Origin of the sequence: Streptomyces sp. NBC_00457 (assembly GCF_036014015.1) — a bacterium.
Classification (GTDB): Bacteria; Actinomycetota; Actinomycetes; order Streptomycetales; family Streptomycetaceae; genus Streptomyces.
On sequence record NZ_CP107905.1, the window covers coordinates 1144456 to 1163380 of the forward strand.

Here is an 18925-nt window from a genome sequence, read left to right on the forward strand (position 1 = left end):
GTGCTCCGTAGGTCGTCCGGGCCGAGTGCTCAGTTCGTCCGGGTGCGGGTGCTTACCAGGTGTGGCTGACGGTCACAGGTGCCGACGAGGTGTACAGCTCCCCCACGGCACGCACTTCGAACCGTGCCGCCTGCTCGCCCTGCTCGGGCCGCAGGCCGCCGACGAAGTAGGCCCGCTGGCAGGTGCCGCCGAGGAAGCGCCGGGTGCCGTCGGGCAGGAGGCGGTGGAGGGTGTAGTGGCGTACGTCGCCGGGTGTGGCGTTCCAGGCGAAGCGCAGGTCGCCGCCGGACGCGCCGGTGATGCGGAGGCCGGCGGGGGCGGCCGGGGCCGGGGGCCGACCGCCGCGTACGGCGAGAGCGCCGAGCCGCCAGCGGACGGGTCCTTCGGTGGCCGTGAGCCGGACGCCGAGGGAGCGGACGGTCCCGGTCAGGCCGGTGAGCGGGACGGTCACGGTCTGCCAGCCGCCCGCCGAGTTCACCGGGAGGTAGGTGTACGGCGGTGTCCCGCCCGGCGTGCCCGGCTCGGCGGTCGCGACGGCCAGCTCGACGCTCACGACCCCGGCGTCGACCCGATGGGTCAGCTCGACCACCGTGTCGCCGGTGACCGGCAGCCGCGTCGCATACAGGTCCACGGTCGCGGGCTCGTCCAGTGCGCCGTCGACCAGCACACTGCTGCCGCCCCGCCAGGCGTCCGCGAAGTCGAAGGTGACCGACGGCCGTTCACCCTCCGTACGGACCACCCACCGCCGGGACGGCAACCGGTCCTGAAGCCCCAGATGGTTCCAGGGCGTCTGAGACGTGAGCTTTCCGTCCTCGTACCACCGCAGCCCGTGCCCGGTGTTGAACGCACTCGCGAACGGCACGGACGTCACCGTGGACCGGTCCGCGACGGACACCGCGGGCGCCCGCCAGCTGTCCGTACCGTCCGGCTTCGAGGGATCCAGTGACCGTCCCGTCCAGAAGCGGTCGTCGGCGGCGTGGAAGTCGCCGGGCGTACGGCCCTCGGGCAGATGGTTGCGTGTCCACTCGGGCCGGTAGAAACCGACGGACACGACATGCGCGCTACCCGTCGGCACCATGGCGTCCCAGTTCACGGACTTGTTCCAGCCGTTCGCCTCGACGTCCACCCCCGCCCACAACTCATAGCGGCTACGGCCCAGTTGATCCGCCCGCTGCCCCGAGGACGCCAGGCTGCTCGCCGTCCAGCGGAAGTCCACGAACATGTCGTCGGCGGCCTCGAAGAACGGCTGGTTCTGCGAGTTGAGCGCCCCCTGCCAGCTCACCGACCCTTTCACGGTCATCGAGTCGTACCAGGTCACCCGCTGCCCCTTGGCCCTGGCGAGCGACTTCAGCTCCCGAAGGAACCCCAGCATGTCCGCACCGAGGGCGGCGTTCCCGCCCCCGGTCTCGGCGTTCACGAACCACCCGTCGAACCCGTACGCCTCCGCCACCGCGACAAGCTGCGCGGCGAGCGGATACCGCCCGGCGGAGTCCTTCTGCACCAGGTCCCGCGTCCACTGCAACTGCCCGCCGTAGGCGACCGGCGGCAGGAAGATGTTGCCGAGGACGGTCACGCCGTGGCGGTGCGCGGCGTCCACGATCGGCGCGTTGGGCGCCAGGATCAGCCCCTCGCCCGACGACCCGCCCCAGAACACCAGCTCGTCGATGTACGCCCAGTGCGTGAGCGCGTAGTAGTCCGCCGTCGCCGACCCCTGCGAGGGGTTGCTCGCCGTCGGCCCGAAGGACACCAGCGACTGGATGCGGGCCTGCCCGGCACGGGCGGTCGGGTTCGCCGGGGTCGGCGTGAAGCGCGCGGCGAGCGGAACGGACGCCGCGTTGAAGGCGAGGTCGGTGTCGTCGGCCGCGCGCCACGCCTTGAGGCTGCGCCAGGTGATGCCGGTGCCCGGGGAGCCGGAGGGCAGCGAGTCCGGGTACCAGTACGAGGCGTACGGCGCGGAGGCGGCGGCCTTCGGAGCGGCCACCGCCTGCCACGAGGGCAGCAGCACGGTGGCCGCGCCGGCTCCGGCGAGCAGGACGGTGCGTCTGGTGGGGTTCACGAGCGGGTGCCTCCTTGTGGGGTGGGGAGTACCTGGTCGGGACGTACGACCTCGGTGATGCCGCGCGCGGCGAGGTGGTCCTTGTCGTCGGCGCGCACGTCGAGGACGGTGGTGGGGCGGGCGCCGTCGGCGGTGAGCCGGAAGAACGCCTCGAAGACGGGTCCGCCCGGGGCACACACCGAGCGGACTGCGGGGTCGGCGGGTACGACGAGTGCGATGGTCCGGGGCTTGGGGGCGTAGGTGTGCTCCCGGGCCGCGCGCGCCAGCACGAGCCCCGCCTCCTTGGGGCGCCGGTCATTGGTCAACAGCCCGAGCCCGTACTCGAGTTCGGGAAAGTCGGCCAGGTCCCGGGACACGTCGTGGGAGCACCACCAGGTGATGCCCCACAGGTCCGTGCAGTCCAGCGCGTGCGTGACGGTCGCCTCGGTGAACGCGGCGGCATGCTCGGCCGGGATCAGCGGCGCGGGGGCGCCGACCTCCTGGAGCCAGACGGGCCGGCGTGGATCGTCGGCCCACGCCTTGCTCAGCTCGATGAGATAGGCGGCGTGGTGCTCGGTGGGCACGGACGTACGGCCGTGTCGCTGGGCGGTGCCGTTGAAGACCCAGGAGTGCACGGCCGTCAGCGCGCCGCGCCGGGCGGCCTGGGCCGGGGTGAACGGCTGGTCGTCCTGGTACCAGGTCGCGTCGTACTCGGCGTGCAGATGGAGCTTGCCGGGGGCGCCCTCCTCGCAGGCGGCGAGCATCCGCTCCAGCCAGGCGTCGATCTGCGCGCCGGTGGCCCGGTCGGGGTCGGGATGCGGACCGGCCGAGAACTGGTTGACCTCGTTGCCCAGGGTCATGCCGAGGAAGTTGGGCCGGTCGGCGAGCGCGTCGGCGAGGGTGCGCAGGAAGGTCGCCTGGCCCTCGATGACGTCCGGGTCGGTGAACAGGTTGCGCCGGTGCCAGGTCCGCGTCCAGGACGGCAGGAAGTCGAAGCTGCTCAAGTGCCCTTGCAGACCGTCCACGTTGACGTCGAGCCCGCGTTCGGCGGCGGCGTCGACGAGTTGGAGCAGCTGCTCGACGGCTCGCGGGCGGATGAGGGTGCGGTTGGGCTGGAAGTAGGGCCACAGCGGGAAGACCCGGATGTGGTCCAGGTCCAGCGCGGCGATCGAGTCGAGATCGGCGCGTACGGAGTCCAGGTCGAAGTCGAGCCAGTGGTGGAACCACCCCACGCTGGGGGTGTAGTTGACGCCGAAGCGCACGGCAGCAGGCATGCGGTGTCCTTGTCGAAACACGAGAGGCGGGTGTCAGCCCTTCACCGCTCCCTCGCCGACCCCGCGGAAGAAGTACCGCTGGAGACAGGCGAAGAGGACGATCAGCGGTGCCACGGCGATGACCGTGCCCGCGGCGACGAGCCGTTCGTCGTTGGCGAAGGTGCCGTGCAGATAGTTGAGGCCGATGGTCAGCGTGAACTTGGACGGGTCGCTCAGCACGATGAGCGGCCACAGGAAGTCGTCCCAGGCGCCCATGAAGGCGAAGATGGCGACGACGGCGAGGGTGCCCTTCACGGACGGCAGGGCGATCCGCGCGAACCGCTGCCACACGTTGGCGCCGTCGACGAAGGCCGCCTCCTCGATCTCGTACGGCAGGTTGAGGAAGGCGTTGCGCATCAGCAGCACGTTCATCGCGCCGATACAGCCCGGCAGGACCACGCCGACCAGGGTGTTGTTGAGGCCCAGCTCCCGCATGGTCGTGAACTGGGCGATGATGATGCCCTCCACCGGCACGAGCATCGCCAGGATGAAGGCGAGCGTGGCGGCCCGGCGGCCCCGGTAGCGGAGCCGGGCGAGGGCGTAGCCCGCGAGTGCCGAGCCGACGCAGTTGGTGACGACGTTGGCCGTGGCGACCTTGAGCGAGTTGAGGGCGTAGTCCCAGACCGGGATGGTCTCGGAGACGCGCTCGTAGTTGTGGAGCGTCGGGTCGCCCGGCAGGAACTTCGGCGGGGAGGTGTAGATGTCCTCGGTCGGGCCCTTCAGCGATGTGGAGAGCTGCCAGAGGAACGGGCCGACCGTGAGGGCGAGGACGGCCAGCAACAGGACGTACCGCAGGGCGAGTTCCCAGCCGCGGACACGGCGGCCGTGTTCGTCGGTGACGCGGGGCTCCCGTGCGGCGGCCGGCCGCTCGACCGGTCGTGCCTTCTCGATCACGCTCACCCGTCCTCCCTCCGATCGGCCCGCAGCACCAGCAGCATCAGCACGACGGTAACGACGAAGACGACGACCGAGATGGCGGAGGCGTAACCGACACGGCCTGTCAGACCCGTACCAGTGCGTTGGACGAGCATCACGAGCGTCGTGTCCTCACCGGCAGGACCACCACTCGGCCCTGCCATCAGGTAGACCTCCGAGAACACCTTGAAGGCAGCCACCGACGACAGCGCCCCGACCAGCACCATGGTCGACCGGACAGCGGGCACGGTGACCGTGAGGAAGCGCCGCACCGCACCCGCGCCGTCCACAGCGGCGGCCTCGTGCAGCTCGCGCGGCACATGGGCGAGCGCGGCCAGGTAAATGATCATGTAGTAGCCGAGGCCCTTCCAGACCGTGACCGCCATCGCGCTGAGCAGCAGCAGCCACTGGTCACTGAGGAAGCCGATGCGGCCGACGCCGACCGTCTCCAACAGCGAGTTCACCAGGCCGCGTTCGTCGAGCAGCCACACCCAGATCAGTCCGACCACCACGATCGACGCGACGACCGGGGTGTAGAAGGCGGAGCGGAAGAAGGTGATGCCGGGGATGTTCTTCTGCACCAGCAGCGCAAGCAGCAGAGGCAGGATCACCAGCGCGGGGACGACTCCGACGACGTAGAGCGTGCTGTTGCGCAGGCCGATCCAGAACATGTCGTCGTGGAGCAGCTCGCGGAAGTTGGCGAGGCCCACGAACTCGCCGGGGATCAGCGTGCGGCGGTCGGTGAAGGCGTTGATCAGCGTGGAGATGAACGGGTAGAGGATGAACGCGCCGATGACCAGCAGGCCGGGAGCGGCGAACAGCCAGGGACTCGCCGGTAGTTGGCGCCGCACCCGGGACACGGTGGACATCGCTACCCCTGCTGCTGAAGGAGCCGGTCGCAGGCCTCGACAGCGTTGTCGAGGGCTTCCTTGGGGCTCTCCTTGCCCTGCAACGCCTTGGCGACCTCGTTGCGCAGCTCCGTCTTCATCTGCTCACTGAACAGCACGGGCGTGTAATTGACGGCGGTCTTCAGCGACTTGGCGGCGGCCACCCGCACCCGCGTCTCGTCCGTCCCGTCCTCCTTGGTGAAGTACGGGTCGTCCAGCGAGCCGGCGGTGCTCGGGAAGATCGCGACCTTCTTGGCGAAGGACATCTGGTGCGCGGCGTCGGTGACGTAGTGCGCGAAGGCGACCGCGGCGGGCGTCCGCTTGGTCTGCGCGTTCACCATCACGCCCATCACGTACATGTTGACGTGGCCGGTGCTGGTGATCTGGTCGGTGATGCCGATGTTCTTGTACAGGTTGGGCGCCTGCTTCTTGAAGTTGCCGAGGTCCAGCGCGCTGCCGGGGTTCATGGCGACGGCCTCGGTGAGGAACTTCTTGCCGGACGACTCCGGGGTGGCGGTCAGCGCCTGCGGGTCGAGGGCCTTGGCGTCGTACAACTCCTTGTACCTGGTGAGCAGTTCGATGCCCTTCGCGTCGTTGAAGGTGAAGGCGGTGCCCTCCTTGTTCATGAGCGGGACGCCGTAGCGGCCGAAGTCCTCGATGGTGGGGACGTTGGCGAGCGTGGCGACCTTGCCGTCGGTCTTCTGCGCGATCTGCAGGGCGTCGGCGAAGAGTTCGTCGTACGTCGTCGGCGGCTGGTCGGCGTCGAGTCCGGCCTCCTCGAACAGGGACTTGTTGTAGAACAGCGGGCCGGTGTTGAGGTACCAGGGGAAGGCGTACGTCCCGGTCATGCCCGGTATCTGATGGCTGGCCCAGGCGCCGTCCAGGTACTCCTTCTTGTACTGGGCGGCGGCCTTGTCGAGGTCCAGCGCGAGGCCCGCCTTGGCGAGCGGGGCGACCAGGTCGGGCGAGACGTTGACGACGTCGGGGAGGGTGCCGCCGGCGGCGTCCGCGCTGATCTTGTCGGCGTAGCCCTCGGCGGGCTGGTCGACCCACTTGACGTTCGTGCCGGGGTACTTCTTCTCGAAGTCGGCGATCAAGCCCTCGAAGTAGTCCTTGAAGTTGGCGCGGAGATTCCAGGTCTGGAAGGTGATGTCGCCCTCGACCTTGCCCGAGGCGTCGGTCGAGCCGCCGTCGTCGCCGGAGCCGCAGGCACTCAGCGGCAGCAGGACACAGACGGCGAAAGCGGCGGCTAGGGCTCTGCGGGAAATGGGCACCGTGAACGGCCTCCTTTGTGGCGGAGTTGGCCAACGACGGAGACCTTGCACGCCGCCTCACCGGCCCGTCAATGGCTTTCGCTGAGCTAATTTCTTTAGTGACTAATGCGTATTAGGCTCACTGAGCTGAACCGCATTAGTGCATACTGGCCCGGGAATGCGTCGGGGAATGAGGAATCACCATGTCAGGCAAGCGCTCACCGGCCCGCAGACCGACGATGAAGGACATCGCGCGGCACGCCGGCGTCTCGCAGAGCGCCGTCTCCTTCGCGCTGAACGGCCGGCCCGGGGTCTCCGAGGACACCCGCGACCGGGTGCGGCAGGTCGCCGAGGAACTGGGCTGGCGGCCCAGCACGGCGGCCCGCGCGCTGTCCGGGGAGGGCGCGGCCACGGTCGGCTTCGTCCTCGCCAGGCCGGCCGAGACGCTGGGTGTGGACTCGTTCTTCCTGCAACTCGTCTCGGGCATCCAGGAGGTGCTGGCCGAGCGTCATCTCGGGCTGCTCTTCCAGGTCGTGGAGGACATCGAGGACGAGTGCGCGGTGTACCGGCGCTGGTGGGCCGAGCACCGCGTGGACGGTGTCCTCGTGGTCGACCCGCGCACCGACGATCCCCGGCCGGACCTGCTCGACGAGCTGGGCCTGCCGGCCGTGGTGATCGGCGGCGCCCCGGACGAACGGCACCCCGGCCTGTCCACGGTGTGGGCGGACGACGCGGGCGCGATGGCCGCGGTCGTCGACGAGCTGTACGCGCTCGGGCACCGGCGGATCGTGCACATCGCGGGACTGCCGGGGCTCGCGCACACCGAGCGCCGGGTCCGCACGCTGCGCGCCGAGGCCGGACGGCGCGGGCTGACCGGCGTGGACTCGGTGACCACCGACTACTCCGACGCGGAGGGCGCGGCCGTGACCCGTCGCGTGCTCGCTGCCCCCGCTCCCCCGACCGCGCTCATCTACGACAACGACGTGATGGCCCTCGCCGGGGTCGCCGCCGCCACCGAGCTGGGCTTCTCGGTGCCGGCGGACGTGTCGGTGGTGGCGTGGGAGGACTCTGCTCTGTGCCGCATGGTCAAGCCGTGGCTCTCCGCGCTGTCCCGGGACAGCGTGGAGTTCGGGCGTACGGCGGCGAGGGAGCTGACTGCGCTGGTGGACGGGGGGCCGGCGCGGACGGTTCGGGTGCCGGTGCCGCGGTTGATTGTGCGGGCCAGTACGGGGCGCTCCGCGGGTTGGGCGGGGGGCGGTCGTGTGTCGTCTGCGGCGCCGTAGGGGCTGGTCGCGCAGTTCCCCGCGCCCCTTAGCGGCGATGCCGGACCGTGGCTTAGTTCGTCAGGGACAATGGCCGTATGCGGTTTAGGGGAACGGTCCGTATCGTGCTCGCTCTGGTGCTGTCTGCCGCCGTGGGCTGTACGTCCAGTGACGGCGGCGATGACGAGCAGGCGCGCCCCAGTCCATCGGCGTCGCCCCGCACCACCACGCAGAGCCCCACGCCCTCCCCCACCCCGGTCAACCCCGTGTCCATCCCCGGCCTGATCGAGCGCGAGCACACCGGTTCCGGGTTGAAGCTCGGCACCGTGCTGGCCCGTACCGACGCCTACACCAGCTACGAGGTGACGTACGAGGCGAACGGGCTGACGATCTCGGGGCTCATGAACATCCCCACGGGCAAGGGGCCGTTCCCGGCGCTCGTCCTCGCGCACGGCTATATCGATCCGGACATCTACACCACCGGCCGCGGGCTGAACCGTGAGCAGGATCTTCTCGCCCGTAACGGCTATGTCGTCCTGCACACCGACTACCGGAATCACGCCAGGTCGGACAAGGATGCCGACAATGACGTGAATCTCCGGCTCGGGTACACCGAGGACGTCATCGGGGCGGCGAAGGCGCTGCGGGCGGCCGGGCGGCCGGAGATCGACGGTGACCGGATCGGACTGCTGGGGCGGTCGATGGGTGGGGGTGTCGTTTACAACACCCTGGTGGTGGCTCCCGGGTTGTTCGACGCCGCCGTTGCCTTCGCTCCGGTCAGTGGGCACCCGGAGGAGAACATCGACCAGTTCCAGCGCCCCGAAGGGGACCCGCTCGTCGGCCAGATCGAGGCCGAGCACGGTACGCCCAAGGAGAACCCGAAGTTCTGGCGCGAGGTGTCCCCGCTCACTTACCTCGACCGGGTCACCGAGCCGCTTCTGATCCATCACGGCACCGTCGACGACACCTGCCCCATCGCCTGGACCCGGCACACCGTGGCCGCGTTCGAGAAGGCGGGCAAGGATGTCGAGTTGCGGACCTATCGCGGCGAGGGCCACACCTTCTACGGGCAGTGGCCGCGCTCGATGGAGACCACGATGAACTTCTTCGAGGAGCATCTGCGCTGAACGGTGGCCACCAGGTCGCCGACGCCCTGGTGGCCACCTGCTCCTCAGACCCGGGACCGGTACAGCCCGAACTCCGTGATCCGTACGGCACTCCGGGCGCCGGTCACCCGCAGCCGCCACCGGCGGGCCCGCACCGGAGCCGCCAGCAGGAGGATCCGGCTCGCGCCGACCGTCCCCGCCCCGGTCACCTCCGTCCAGGCGCCGTCCACGTGGGCCTCGACGACGAAGCTCTCCACCTGCTGACCGTGCCGGATGTCCTCGGCCAGCCGGACACGGTCCACCTCCCGCTCCTTTCCGAGGTCGAGTGTGACCCGCCCGGGTGAGGCCGTGACACGGGCTCCCCGCGCCAGGTCCTCGGGCAGCTCCCGGTCGACGCGCTCGCGGAACTCCCGCAGCCGGACCACGTCGGCGGCGGGCAGCAACCCGTCGGTGTCCGGCGGGATGTTGAGCAGCAGAACCGAGTTGCGCCCGACGGACCGGAAGTAGATGTCCGTCAACTGCGCCACGCTCTTGGGTTGTTGGTCGGCATGGTAGAACCAGCCGTCCCGGATGGACACATCGCACTCGGCCGGCCACCACTGGAGGTAGTCCGCCACCGGCTGCGCCGCCACGAGGGCGTCACGGCTGCCCATGTCCGGGGCGTCGTAGGCGAGGGCGTAGTCGGTCCGGCCGTAGTCCTTCTCCTGGACCGGTACGACGCTCCACTCGTCCTCGCGGGCCAGCCCGCCTTCGTTGCCGACCCACCGCACGTCCGGGCCGGAGACCGCGATCACCGCGTCCGGGGCGAGTGACCGCACCAGGGTGTACCAGCTGTCCCAGTCGTACTTCTCGACCTTGTCCGGCGGGATGCGCCCTTGGGCTCCGTCGAACCAGACCTCGTCGATCGGGCCGTACTCGGTGAGCACTTCGTAGAGGTGGTTGAGCATGTGGGCGCCGTAGTCGGTGGCCGGGAGGCTGTACGACTCCCGTGGTGTGCGGTCGTCGCCCGCGACGAGCGTGGGGATGGTGTGCGTGGTGCGGGCGCTGCCGTTGGCGTAGACGCCGTGGAGGTACTGGTTCTCGTCGGCGGGCGAGATGTAGACGCCGACCTTGAGGCCGTGGCGGCGCATGGCGTCGGCGAAGGAGCGCAGTACGTCGCCGTGTCCGTTCTGCCAGCTGCTGGAGGCCACGGTGTGGTCGGTGTAGCGGGAGGGGTGGAGCACAAAGCCGTCGTGGTGCTTGACGGTGAGGATGGCGAGCTGGAAGCCGCCGTCGCGCAGGGCTCTGGCCCATTGGTCGGTGTCGAGGCCGGCCGGCTGGAAGACGTCGGGGTCCTCGTCGCCGGTGCCCCATTCCAGACCGGTGAAAGTGTTCACGCCGAAGTGCAGGAACGCGGTCCGTTCCAGCCGCTGCCAGGCGATCTGCCGTGCGGTGGGCCGGACTTGGGACGCCTTGCGGACGAGGTCGGCCTCGGTGTCGTCCGGGGAGACGGGGATGCGGTAGCGGGGATCTTCGGCCTCGGCGGGTGCGGCCGCCGCGGGGATTCCGGTCGCGGCGAGCGCGGTGACGGCGGTCGCTCCGGTGACGAAGAGGCGTCTGGAGACAGTCATCGGTGAGACTCCTCAGCTCAAGTGCCAGACGGCGGAGGGAAGTCGGTCGGGCGGGTACTGCGCGAGCCGGCCGTCGTCCGGGCTCAGGGTCATCCGCGTGATGGCGTTGACGAGCCGGTATCCGCCGACGGCGGGCTCCAACTGCCAGCGCTGCAAGGTGTTCGCGGCGTCGCAGACCTGCGCGGTCGCTTCGGCGCCCGGCTGGAGCGGCACGTTGAGCGTCAGCTTGCCGCCGCGCACCTCCAGGCAGCCGTCCGCGGTCCGCAGGGTCAGATAGCCGTCGGCCGTGCGCTTCGCCTGAGCAGTGAACGACAGCCCGTCCGTCCGGAAGGTGTACGTCCCGTCTGCCACCGGCGTCCGGGTCAGGTCCCGCCACCCGGGCGCGTGCCCCACGGCCGATCCGCGCGCGGTGAACTCGGCGTAGGTGGCGTCGGGGTGCGGATCGCCCCAGGTGGCCTGGGCGACATGGCTCAGCGCGGGCCACAGCCGCTCGGCGACCTCGTTCTCCGTCTCCCCGCGGCCGTTGTCGGGCCAGAGACTGATCTTCGCGCCGGTGATGCCGTCGGCCGAGGCGAGCTTCTCGCCCTCGAAGCTGCGCGGATCCCAGCTCTGCTCGTACAAGCCCCGGGTGTCGGAGTGGAAGCCACCGCGGACGAGGTACAGGGCATAGGCGGCATTCATCAACGGGTAGCCCTGGTCGATCAGTTGGCTCGGCTTCACGGCCACGTTCAGCCAGTGCTCGACCGTGGTGCCCGCCGCCACGGGCACGGTGTTGGCGCCGGTGAGCCCGTCGTTCCAGATGCGCAGCTTCTTGCCCTTGGCCGCCGCGTGGGCGTGGACACGGTTGACGAAGTCGACGAACGCGTCCTGGGGTGTGGCATCGGGGCCGTACTTCTCCCGCGCGTACTGAAGGACGTGCGGGTACTTGGCGAAGTCGGAGCCGAGCATGTACTCGTCGGCGCCCATGTGCCAGGACGTGGACGGGAAGACCTGCGCGTACTCGTCCATCAGGCTCGTGTAGTAGGCGAAGGCCTCCGGCCGGGTGATGTCGAGGCGCGAGGGCTGCTTGTTGCCGTCGGTGTCGGTGAGCTGCAGGTCGGGGCGGTTCTCTATCCACGGGTCCATGTGGCCCGGGGAGTTGATCTCGGGGATGATCTCGACGTGGTACTTGGCGCCGAGGGCGACGAGGCGGCGTATCTCGTCCTTGGTGTAGTAGCCCCAGGTGTTGGCCTCGGGGTGGGCGTCGCTCTTCACCTTCAGTTCGAGGAGCAGCTGGTTGAGCTTGTGGTACGCCATCTCGCGGACGAGGTTCTCCAGCCAGGGCATCGAGATGTGGATGTAGCAGGCGCACACGCCGACCCCCCGCTCCCGGTAGCGCGGCACGTCGACCGTGCGTCCGGCGGGGATCCTGTCGCCCTGCGCGAGAAGTTGCAGGACGGTCCGGGTGCCGTAGAAGGCGCCGGTCTCGGTCGCGCCGGTCACCGACAGCCGCTTGCCGGCGTGGAGTTCGTAGCCCTCCTTGCCGAGCGAGGTCCTCCCGGGCTGTACGTCGATCACGACGTCACCGGCGCGCGCCCCGCCCCGTACGACAGGAACGGTGCCGTGTCCCGCGGCCCGCAGATCGTCGGCGAGGGTCTGGGCGACCCGGCGCTCGGCCCCGGAGCCGGCGACCAGACGAGTCCCGTTCCCGTAGGCATAACTGCCCGCCTCGGCCGTCCAGTTGGCGAGCGCGGGCACGGTGACCGGCGGCGCTTGCTCCTTCGGTGCCGCCTGCGCCGGTACCCCGAAGAGCATCAGCAACGCGACAAGCCCGATCAGTGCGAACCGTCTCTTCCCGCGCTCAGCCATGCCACTCCACCTTGAACACCCACGCGTGACGACCCGCTTTCCGGGCCGCCTCCGGTACGTCGATCACCAGTGCTCCGTTCCGTACGGTCCAGGTCAGAGGCCGGTCGTGGCCGAGCATCGTCACCTTGTCGCCGGCCCGGACCGGGACCGGCGCCTCGACGGTGAGCTGGGCGGCCGGCCGGGCCAGGGAGTGGATGTAGAAGGCCTCGTTCGGGCGGACCGTGAACCTGAGGTCCTCGCCGAGCTGCGCCATCCGCGACCAGTACGTGGTGTCGTAGATCGCCTCCCCGTTCGTGCGCAGCCAACGGCCCGTCTCGCGCAGCCGCGTCTGCATGATCTCCGGGATGGTGCCGTCGGCGCGCGGGCCGATGTCGAGGAGGAAGTTGCCGTTCTTCGAGACGATGTCGACGAGGCTGTGCACGACCTCCTCGGCCGTCATATAGGCGTCGTCGGGGGTCGCCTTGTTGTAGCCGTAGCTGAACGGGTCGAGTCCGCGGCTGGCCTCCCACTTGGCGACGACCGTGTTCTCGTACGTCGTGTACTCGGGGGTCGTGAAGTCGTGGAAGCCGATGCCCGAGCGGTTGTTGACGGTGACCTCGACCGGACGCGCACGGTTCTTGGCGTGGTTGAAGTACTCGGCGAGCACATGGACGCTGTCGTTGACGCCGCCGATGTCGCACCACAGCACCGACGGGTCGTAGCCGTGGATCAGCTCCAGCATCTGCGGCGCCTGGTAGTCCTTCACGTAGTCCTTGCCGGCCGTGTGGCCGGTGTACGGCACCGGTTCGAGGGTGTACGGATTACGCGGGGCGTGGCCCATCCAGGGGTTGTCCGGGTTGAACCACTCCGGCATCGAGAAGTACAGGCCCCGGTGGAGTTCGGGCGTGTAGCGGCGGGACGCCTCGAACAGCTCCTTGATCAGGTCCCTTCGGGGGCCCATCTTCACCGAGCTGCGGTCGGAGACCTTGGTGTCCCACAGCGCGAAGCCCTCATGGTGCTTCGAGGTGAGGACGTGGTACTGGGCGCCCGCGTCCCGGAACAGCTCCACCCAGGCGCGCGGGTCGAACCTCTCCGCCGTGAACATCGGGATGAAGTCGTCGTACGCGAAGTCCTCGCCGTAGGTCTCGCGGTGGTAGGCGTGCACGGCGTTCGCCGGGTCCTGCAGGTGGTTCCAGTACCACTCGGCGTACTGCTTGCCGACGGGCGACCAGGCGGGCACCGAGTAGACGCCCCAGTGGATGAAGATGCCGAACTTGGCGGAGTGGAACCAGTACGGCGCCTGATGTCCGGAGAGGGAGGCTTCGGTGGGCTGGTAGTCGGCCACGCCGAGGTTCAACTTGCTTGGTTTGGCTGTGACTTGCGTTCCTCGCCCGCTCACGGTCACCGAGCCGTCCCGGACGGTGCCGGGTGCCGTGCCCGCGCGGTTGCGGATGCCGATGCGGACCCGGGCCTGCTCGCCGGGGTCGAGACGGCGGATCCGGGCGGGCTCTACGGTGCGGGCGCCGGGTACGTCGACGCGTACCGACACGGCGTCTGCAGCGAGTAGGGCGACGGTGCCCGCGTTGACGATCGTGGCCTCGACGCTCTGTGCGCCGGTGGACTCCAGGAGTGAGTTCGTGGAACGGGCGGCCAGGAGGGCCAACGCCCGGCCCTGGGCGACGGGTTGGAGGGAGAGCGCGAAGACATGCAGGGACGCCTTGTTCGCCTCCGCCGGGTTGGTCACGGGCAGGGTGACGGCGACCGCCTCCCGCTGCGGGTCGAGCCACACCTCCGACGTGCCGATCCCGACGCTGTGCTCGTCCTTCGTCCCGTCCGGGCCATAGCGGTATGGCGCCGACAGTGAGCCGCCCGCCGCGTACCAGTCGGCGCCGCCGAGCCCTGCCGTCGTGGTCGTGCCGTCGGCGTAGTGGACGGTGGCCTTGCCGGAGGCGTTGCCGTAGCTGCCGGCGGTGAGGAAGAAGGCCGAAAGGTAACGACCCTTGGGCAGTTCGACGCGCTGGCCGAGCGCGACAACGTTGTTCGCGGCGTCCGCGGACGGGAAGAGGAAGGGAATGCCGTCGACCTCGACCCGGCCGGAGGGGAATTCCTCGCCCGGGAAGGTGTAGCCCGAGCCGTCGAAGTCACCGCCGCGGGCGGAGGAGGTGTCGATGCCGTCGTTGTCGTACAGCCCGTCCAGCGGGACGGGGACCGGGTCGGGGACGGGAACCCACTGACCGGCGGCGTGCGCCTCGGCGGTCACGGTGAGCGGAAGGGCTGCGGAGGCGGCGACGCCCGCCGCGACACCCAGGACCAGACGTCTTGGATACGTACTCATGAGCGGCTCCAATTCATCGGATGTCCGATGATTGAGCGGGCCTCTGAGCCTGTCAATGGGGCGGAACGGCAGGAGAGTTGAGCGATTGATCGGAGGACCTGCTGTTCAGCGGGCGGCTCTTGGGCACACCCGCGCGAAAAGTCCAAGAACCGCCGCCCGAATGTCCAAGCCCCGCTCCCTCTCGACGTGCCGCCCGGTCCCGGGCACAGTTCTCCCTACATACTCGCCGGTAGACGCACTGTGAAGGAGCGCACGTGACCAACTGGACCGGCCGGACCGCCGTCGAGATCGCCGCCGCCGTACGGGAGAAGCGGGCCACACCCCGGGAGGTGGTGGCCGAGCACCTGGCCCGGATCGAGCGGCTCGACGGCCGCGTCGGGGCGTTCCGTGTGGTCCGCGCTCAGGCGGCGCTCGCCGAGGCCGACGAGGTGGCGGCGCGCGGGGATCTGGCCGAACTGCCGCTCGCCGGTGTGCCGGTGGCCGTGAAGGACAACCTCGCCGTACGGGGCGAGTCGAACCGCATCGGCTCGGCCGCGACCCCCGACACCCCCGCCGACCACGACCATGTCACCGTGGCCCGGCTGCGCGCGGCGGGCGCGGTGGTGGTGGGTCTGACGAACGTGCCGGAGCTGTGCGTCTTCGGCACCAGCGAGGGCGTCCACGGCACGGCCCGCAACCCGTGGGACACCTCCCGCTCGGCGGGCGGCTCCTCCGGCGGCAGCGCGGCGGCGGTCGCCGCGGGGCTGGTGCCGATCGCCCTCGGCAACGACGGCATGGGCTCACTGCGCATCCCCGCGGCCAACTGCGGCCTGGTCACCATCAAGCCGGGCCACGGCGTCGTGCCCGCGGGGATCGGCGAGGGCGACTGGTTCGGCATGTCCGAGAACGGCCCGCTGGCGACGACCGTCGAGGACGCCCGCCTGATGCTGTCGGTCCTCGCCGACACCGATGCCGTACGACCGCACGAGCCGGCCTCGCGCAAGGTCGCCGTGTCCCTGCGCAGCCCGCTCGCCGGCGTCACCATCAGCAAACCGTATGCGGAGGCGACCCGGGAGGCGGCCGGGGTGCTGGCCAAGGCGGGTCATCAGATCCGGCGTGCCGATCCGCCGTATCCGCTGTCGCTGAGCTTCACCTCGCTCGCGCACTGGACGGCGGGCACGGCGGTGGACGCCAGGGACTACGACCCGCGTCTGCTGACCCGGCGCACCCGGGTCCATGCCGCCGTGGGGCGGCGCTTCGTGGGCCGTGTCACCTCCGGCGACAGCAGGGAGCAGTTGCGCAGGAAGCTGGAGCCGTTCTTCGCCGAGCACGACGTGGTCCTCACTCCGGCGCTGGCCCGCCGCTCCCCCAAGGCCGTGGCCTGGCACGAGCGGGGCTGGCTGCGCAATGTGCTCGCCGACACCAACTACTCGCCGCTCACTCCCCCGTGGAACCTGACCGGCTGGCCCGCCCTGTCCGTCCCGTTCGGCTCCCTGCCCTCGGGCGCCCCCTGCGCCGTACAACTCGCGGGACGGCCGGGGTCGGAGGCGGTGCTGCTGGAACTGGCGGAGCAGGTGGAGAAGCTGCGTCCGTGGCAGCGGACGGCACCGCTCGACTAGCCCGCCCAGGTCCTGCGCATGCCGAAGCCGCGGCCGGTCACCGGCCGCGGCTGCGATCGCGAAGGGGCCTGACTGAGGGCGTCAGTCGACGCTGGGCAGGATGTGGGGCTCGGCGAGGTCGTCCTCGTAACCGGCCAGGCGGATGGGGGCCGAACGGGCCCACACGTCGAGGCTGCCGATCTCTCCGGGCCGCCGGCCCGCGCGCTCCGTGCGTTCCTTGGGGCGCTGTTCGCGATTCGTCTTCTCCGGTGTCACCGCGCACTCCTTATGTGTCGGGTCACCCTCGGGGCATACCGGCCACTCTGCTGCTGTGCGCCTGACGCCCGCTCGGGTCTGGGTCGAGAACTGCTCGGACGCGGTGGCGCCGGTAACTCAGGTGAGAGCTGGCTGTGATATCCGGCTCGTCCCCGGGACGGACTCTGGGTGTTGGGTAGGACCCCGTGCTGCTGTCCGTCCCCCTCAGAGTACCCAAATGAGCGGGGGTCCGCTCGATGGGGCTGAAAACTTGGGGTAACCATCACAAGTCACCCGTGTTCGCTGGGTCATGATATGCGCACTTTTCTCATGAAATGTCTTGCACGAACGTCACTCGTTCGGCCTACACCGGCGACGACGTATTCGAGACAGCCGTATCGGTCGTCGCGCAGTTCAAGTCCCGTTGGCTGTGCCGAAAGCTCGCCATGATCTGCTGCCGTCAGGCAACGGCTGTCTCGCGGGAGGACTGACGCATGGAGCTGCGCAGCGTCGAGGAGCTGATGGATCTACTGCACGCATGCAGGGGCACATGGGACGCCCGGCAGCGCGCCGGCGACCGCGTCGATCTGCACGAGCACGCCCTGCGGACCGCCGCGTTGCTGCGCCGCAGCCGTCCCGCCGACAAGGAGCTCCAAGTCGCGGGCCTGGTGCGGCCCATCGGCCGGCTGCTGTGGCCCGGTGACACGGCCGGGCACGACGACCGCACGGCCGACGCGGTGCGGGGTCTGCTCGGTGAACGGGTCGCCCGTCTGATACGCCGCCACTCCCGGCTCGGCACTCCCGTGGACGACGACCTGGTCAGCCTGCGTCAGGCCGAGGAGGAGGGCCGCAGCGCGGGGTTCGACGCCGGGGTGCTGGAGGACTGGCGCACGGTGCTGGAGCTGGTGGCCGCCCGCAACTCGCGGCTGGGGGCCGTCGACTGACGGCCCCCTCGTCGTTCGCCGGGCCTCACCACTTGCCCGGCGCGTAGTCCTTCAGGAAGACGCCGTACAGGTCCTCGCCCTGCTCGCCGCTGACGATCGGGTGGTAGACGCGGGCCGCGCCGTCGATCAGGTCGAGGGGTGCGTGGAAGCCTGCGTCGGCGAGGCGCAGCTTGTCGTAGTGCGGGCGCTCGTCGGTGATCCAGCCGGTGTCGACGGAGGTCATCAGGATGCCGTCGGTCTGGAACATCTCCTGGGCGCTGGTCCGCGTCACCATGTTCATGGCCGCCTTGGCGGCGTTCGTGTTCGGGTGGCCCGCGCCCTTGTAGCCGCGGCCGAACACGCCCTCCATCGCCGAGACGTTGACGACGTACGCGCGCTTGCTGGGCGCCTTGCGCGCGGCCTCGGCCATCACCGACCGCAACTTGCTGATCAGGATGAACGGCGCGGTGTAGTTGCACAGCTGCGTCTCGAGCAGTTCCACCGGGGAGATCTGCTCGATGCTCTGCACCCAGGTGTTGGAGTCGACGACGTCGGGGACCAGACCGCCCGCATCGATGGCGGTGCCGTCGAGGTGCCGGGCGACGCTGGCGTTGCCCGCGACCAGTGCGAGGTCGGCGACCTGCTGCGCGTCGAGGCCGCTGATACCGGCGGGCAGCGCGGCCAGTCCGTCGACCGCGCCGGAGTTGAAGGCGCCGATGACGTGGTGGGCGGGCAGTTCACCGGCCGGCAGCGGGGCGCTCTCGCCCTCGACCAGCGCGGCGTACGCGGAGGGCAGACGGCGTACCGTCTGGGTCGCGTTGTTGATCAGGACGTCCAGCGGACCCTGCTCGGCGACCTGGTCGGCCAGGGCCACGGCCTGGGCGGGGTCGCGCAGGTCGATGCCGACGACCTCCAGGCGGTGGATCCAGTCCGCCGAGTCGTCCATCGCCTTGAAGCGGCGGATGGCGTCCTTCGGGAACCGCGTGGTGATCGTGGTGTGCGCGCCGTCCCGCAGCAGCCGCAGCGCGATGTACATGCCGATCTTGGCCCGGCCGCCGGTGAGCAGAGCGCGCCGGCCGGTGAGGTCGGCGCGGGAATCGCGGTGGGCCCGGTTCAAGGCGGCACACTGCTGACAGAGCTGGTGGTAGAAGTAGTCGACCTCGACGTACCGGGTCTTGCAGGTGTAGCAGGAGCGCGGGCGCTGGAGAATCCCCGCGATCCTGCCCTCCTCGGTGCGTGAGGAGGGCAGCAGTCCCTCGGTCTCGTCGTCGATGCGCTCGGCTGAGCCGGTCGCCGTGGCCTCCGTGACCGCCTTGTCGTGCGCGGTCTTCGCGGCCCGGCGCTCCTGACGACGGCGCTGCTTGACCGTGCGGTAGACGCCCGCGGTGGCCCGGCGCACGGCGATCGCGTCGGGGTGGTCGACCTCCAGCTTGTCGAGTTCCTCGAGCACGCTGAGGCAGACGGCCAGCCGCTCAGGGTCGATGCCGGGCCCGTACACGACCTCGTCCGTGGTCGCCGAGCCGTCCTCTGTCACCGTCATCGCCGCTGCCGCTTCCTGATCCACCGCGCGGCGCTCCGATCGAGTCCGCTTTCGAACGAGGAATTTTACGGAGCACCGGCCCACACG

General features: G+C 70.0%; 14 protein-coding genes. 4 read left to right on the plus strand and 10 right to left on the minus strand.

What is annotated here, in order from left to right; translation table 11 throughout:
- Window positions 1-52: 52 nt before the first annotated feature.
- The 5 genes from OG828_RS05375 to OG828_RS05395 are packed head-to-tail and all read right to left on the minus strand — an operon-like array spanning window position 53 to window position 6424.
- Entirely contained in the window at window positions 53-2056 is a 2004-nt protein-coding gene (locus tag OG828_RS05375; protein WP_328500266.1) for an endo-beta-N-acetylglucosaminidase, read from the minus strand.
- On the minus strand, window positions 2053-3309 hold the full coding sequence (locus OG828_RS05380; protein WP_328500267.1) for a glycoside hydrolase 5 family protein: 1257 nt from the start codon (window positions 3307-3309) through the stop codon (window positions 2053-2055). The genes OG828_RS05375 and OG828_RS05380 overlap by 4 nt, the downstream gene beginning before the upstream one ends.
- Before the next feature lie 33 nt (window positions 3310-3342).
- Window positions 3343-4248: a carbohydrate ABC transporter permease gene (locus OG828_RS05385; protein WP_328500268.1), complete on the minus strand. Its 906-nt coding sequence runs from the start codon at window positions 4246-4248 to the stop codon at window positions 3343-3345.
- Entirely contained in the window at window positions 4245-5132 is an 888-nt protein-coding gene (locus OG828_RS05390; protein ID WP_328500269.1) for a carbohydrate ABC transporter permease, read from the minus strand. Before OG828_RS05390 ends, OG828_RS05385 begins: the two co-directional genes overlap by 4 nt.
- 2 nt (window positions 5133-5134) lie before the next feature.
- Complete coding sequence (locus OG828_RS05395; protein WP_328500270.1) at window positions 5135-6424, minus strand: ABC transporter substrate-binding protein; 1290 nt, start codon at window positions 6422-6424, stop codon at window positions 5135-5137.
- Between the two features lie 182 nt (window positions 6425-6606).
- On the opposite strand from OG828_RS05395, the gene OG828_RS05400 reads away from it, so the two are divergent.
- Window positions 6607-7686, plus strand: coding sequence for a LacI family DNA-binding transcriptional regulator (locus tag OG828_RS05400; protein ID WP_328436730.1), 1080 nt, complete (start codon window positions 6607-6609; stop codon window positions 7684-7686).
- 77 nt (window positions 7687-7763) lie between these two features.
- A complete protein-coding gene (locus OG828_RS05405) occupies window positions 7764-8792 on the plus strand; it encodes an alpha/beta hydrolase family protein (RefSeq protein WP_328436731.1) in 1029 nt (342 codons plus the stop codon).
- A 44-nt stretch (window positions 8793-8836) separates the two neighbouring features.
- On the opposite strand, the gene OG828_RS05410 is transcribed toward OG828_RS05405, so the two are convergent.
- The 3 genes from OG828_RS05410 to OG828_RS05420 are packed head-to-tail and all read right to left on the minus strand — an operon-like array spanning window position 8837 to window position 14543.
- Complete coding sequence (locus OG828_RS05410) at window positions 8837-10381, minus strand: alpha-L-fucosidase (protein WP_328436732.1); 1545 nt, start codon at window positions 10379-10381, stop codon at window positions 8837-8839.
- Between the two features lie 12 nt (window positions 10382-10393).
- Window positions 10394-12229: a family 20 glycosylhydrolase gene (locus OG828_RS05415; RefSeq protein ID WP_328436733.1), complete on the minus strand. Its 1836-nt coding sequence runs from the start codon at window positions 12227-12229 to the stop codon at window positions 10394-10396.
- The gene (locus OG828_RS05420) at window positions 12222-14543 is read right to left on the minus strand and encodes an alpha-L-fucosidase (RefSeq protein ID WP_328500271.1); all 2322 of its coding nucleotides are present in this window, start codon (window positions 14541-14543) and stop codon (window positions 12222-12224) included. Before OG828_RS05420 ends, OG828_RS05415 begins: the two co-directional genes overlap by 8 nt.
- Before the next feature lie 254 nt (window positions 14544-14797).
- Here OG828_RS05420 and OG828_RS05425 point away from each other — a divergent pair, with 254 nt between their 5' ends.
- Window positions 14798-16141, plus strand: a complete 1344-nt coding sequence (locus OG828_RS05425) for an amidase (RefSeq protein WP_328500272.1) — start codon at window positions 14798-14800, stop codon at window positions 16139-16141.
- 81 nt (window positions 16142-16222) lie between these two features.
- Here the strand turns inward: OG828_RS05425 and OG828_RS05430 are convergent, their stop codons facing one another.
- The gene (locus OG828_RS05430) at window positions 16223-16396 is read right to left on the minus strand and encodes a hypothetical protein (protein ID WP_107082809.1); all 174 of its coding nucleotides are present in this window, start codon (window positions 16394-16396) and stop codon (window positions 16223-16225) included.
- 473 nt (window positions 16397-16869) lie between these two features.
- Here OG828_RS05430 and OG828_RS05435 point away from each other — a divergent pair, with 473 nt between their 5' ends.
- Window positions 16870-17319, plus strand: coding sequence for a hypothetical protein (locus tag OG828_RS05435; RefSeq protein ID WP_328500273.1), 450 nt, complete (start codon window positions 16870-16872; stop codon window positions 17317-17319).
- 25 nt (window positions 17320-17344) lie between these two features.
- Here OG828_RS05435 and OG828_RS05440 read toward each other — a convergent pair whose 3' ends face one another.
- Window positions 17345-18838 (minus strand): SDR family NAD(P)-dependent oxidoreductase, encoded by a 1494-nt coding sequence (locus OG828_RS05440; protein ID WP_328350784.1) that lies wholly within the window; start codon window positions 18836-18838, stop codon window positions 17345-17347.
- Window positions 18839-18925 lie beyond the last annotated feature (87 nt).

Coding starts and splice junctions, on each gene's coding strand:
- OG828_RS05415 (WP_328436733.1), bottom strand. CDS start 12,229: ATGGCTGAGCGCGGGAAGAGACGGTTCGCACTGATCGGGCTTGTCGCG.
- OG828_RS05435 (WP_328500273.1), top strand. CDS start 16,870: ATGGAGCTGCGCAGCGTCGAGGAGCTGATGGATCTACTGCACGCATGC.
- OG828_RS05390 (WP_328500269.1), bottom strand. CDS start 5,132: ATGTCCACCGTGTCCCGGGTGCGGCGCCAACTACCGGCGAGTCCCTGG.
- OG828_RS05380 (WP_328500267.1), bottom strand. CDS start 3,309: ATGCCTGCTGCCGTGCGCTTCGGCGTCAACTACACCCCCAGCGTGGGG.
- OG828_RS05440 (WP_328350784.1), bottom strand. CDS start 18,838: ATGACGGTGACAGAGGACGGCTCGGCGACCACGGACGAGGTCGTGTAC.
- OG828_RS05420 (WP_328500271.1), bottom strand. CDS start 14,543: ATGAGTACGTATCCAAGACGTCTGGTCCTGGGTGTCGCGGCGGGCGTC.
- OG828_RS05405 (WP_328436731.1), top strand. CDS start 7,764: ATGCGGTTTAGGGGAACGGTCCGTATCGTGCTCGCTCTGGTGCTGTCT.
- OG828_RS05410 (WP_328436732.1), bottom strand. CDS start 10,381: ATGACTGTCTCCAGACGCCTCTTCGTCACCGGAGCGACCGCCGTCACC.
- OG828_RS05400 (WP_328436730.1), top strand. CDS start 6,607: ATGTCAGGCAAGCGCTCACCGGCCCGCAGACCGACGATGAAGGACATC.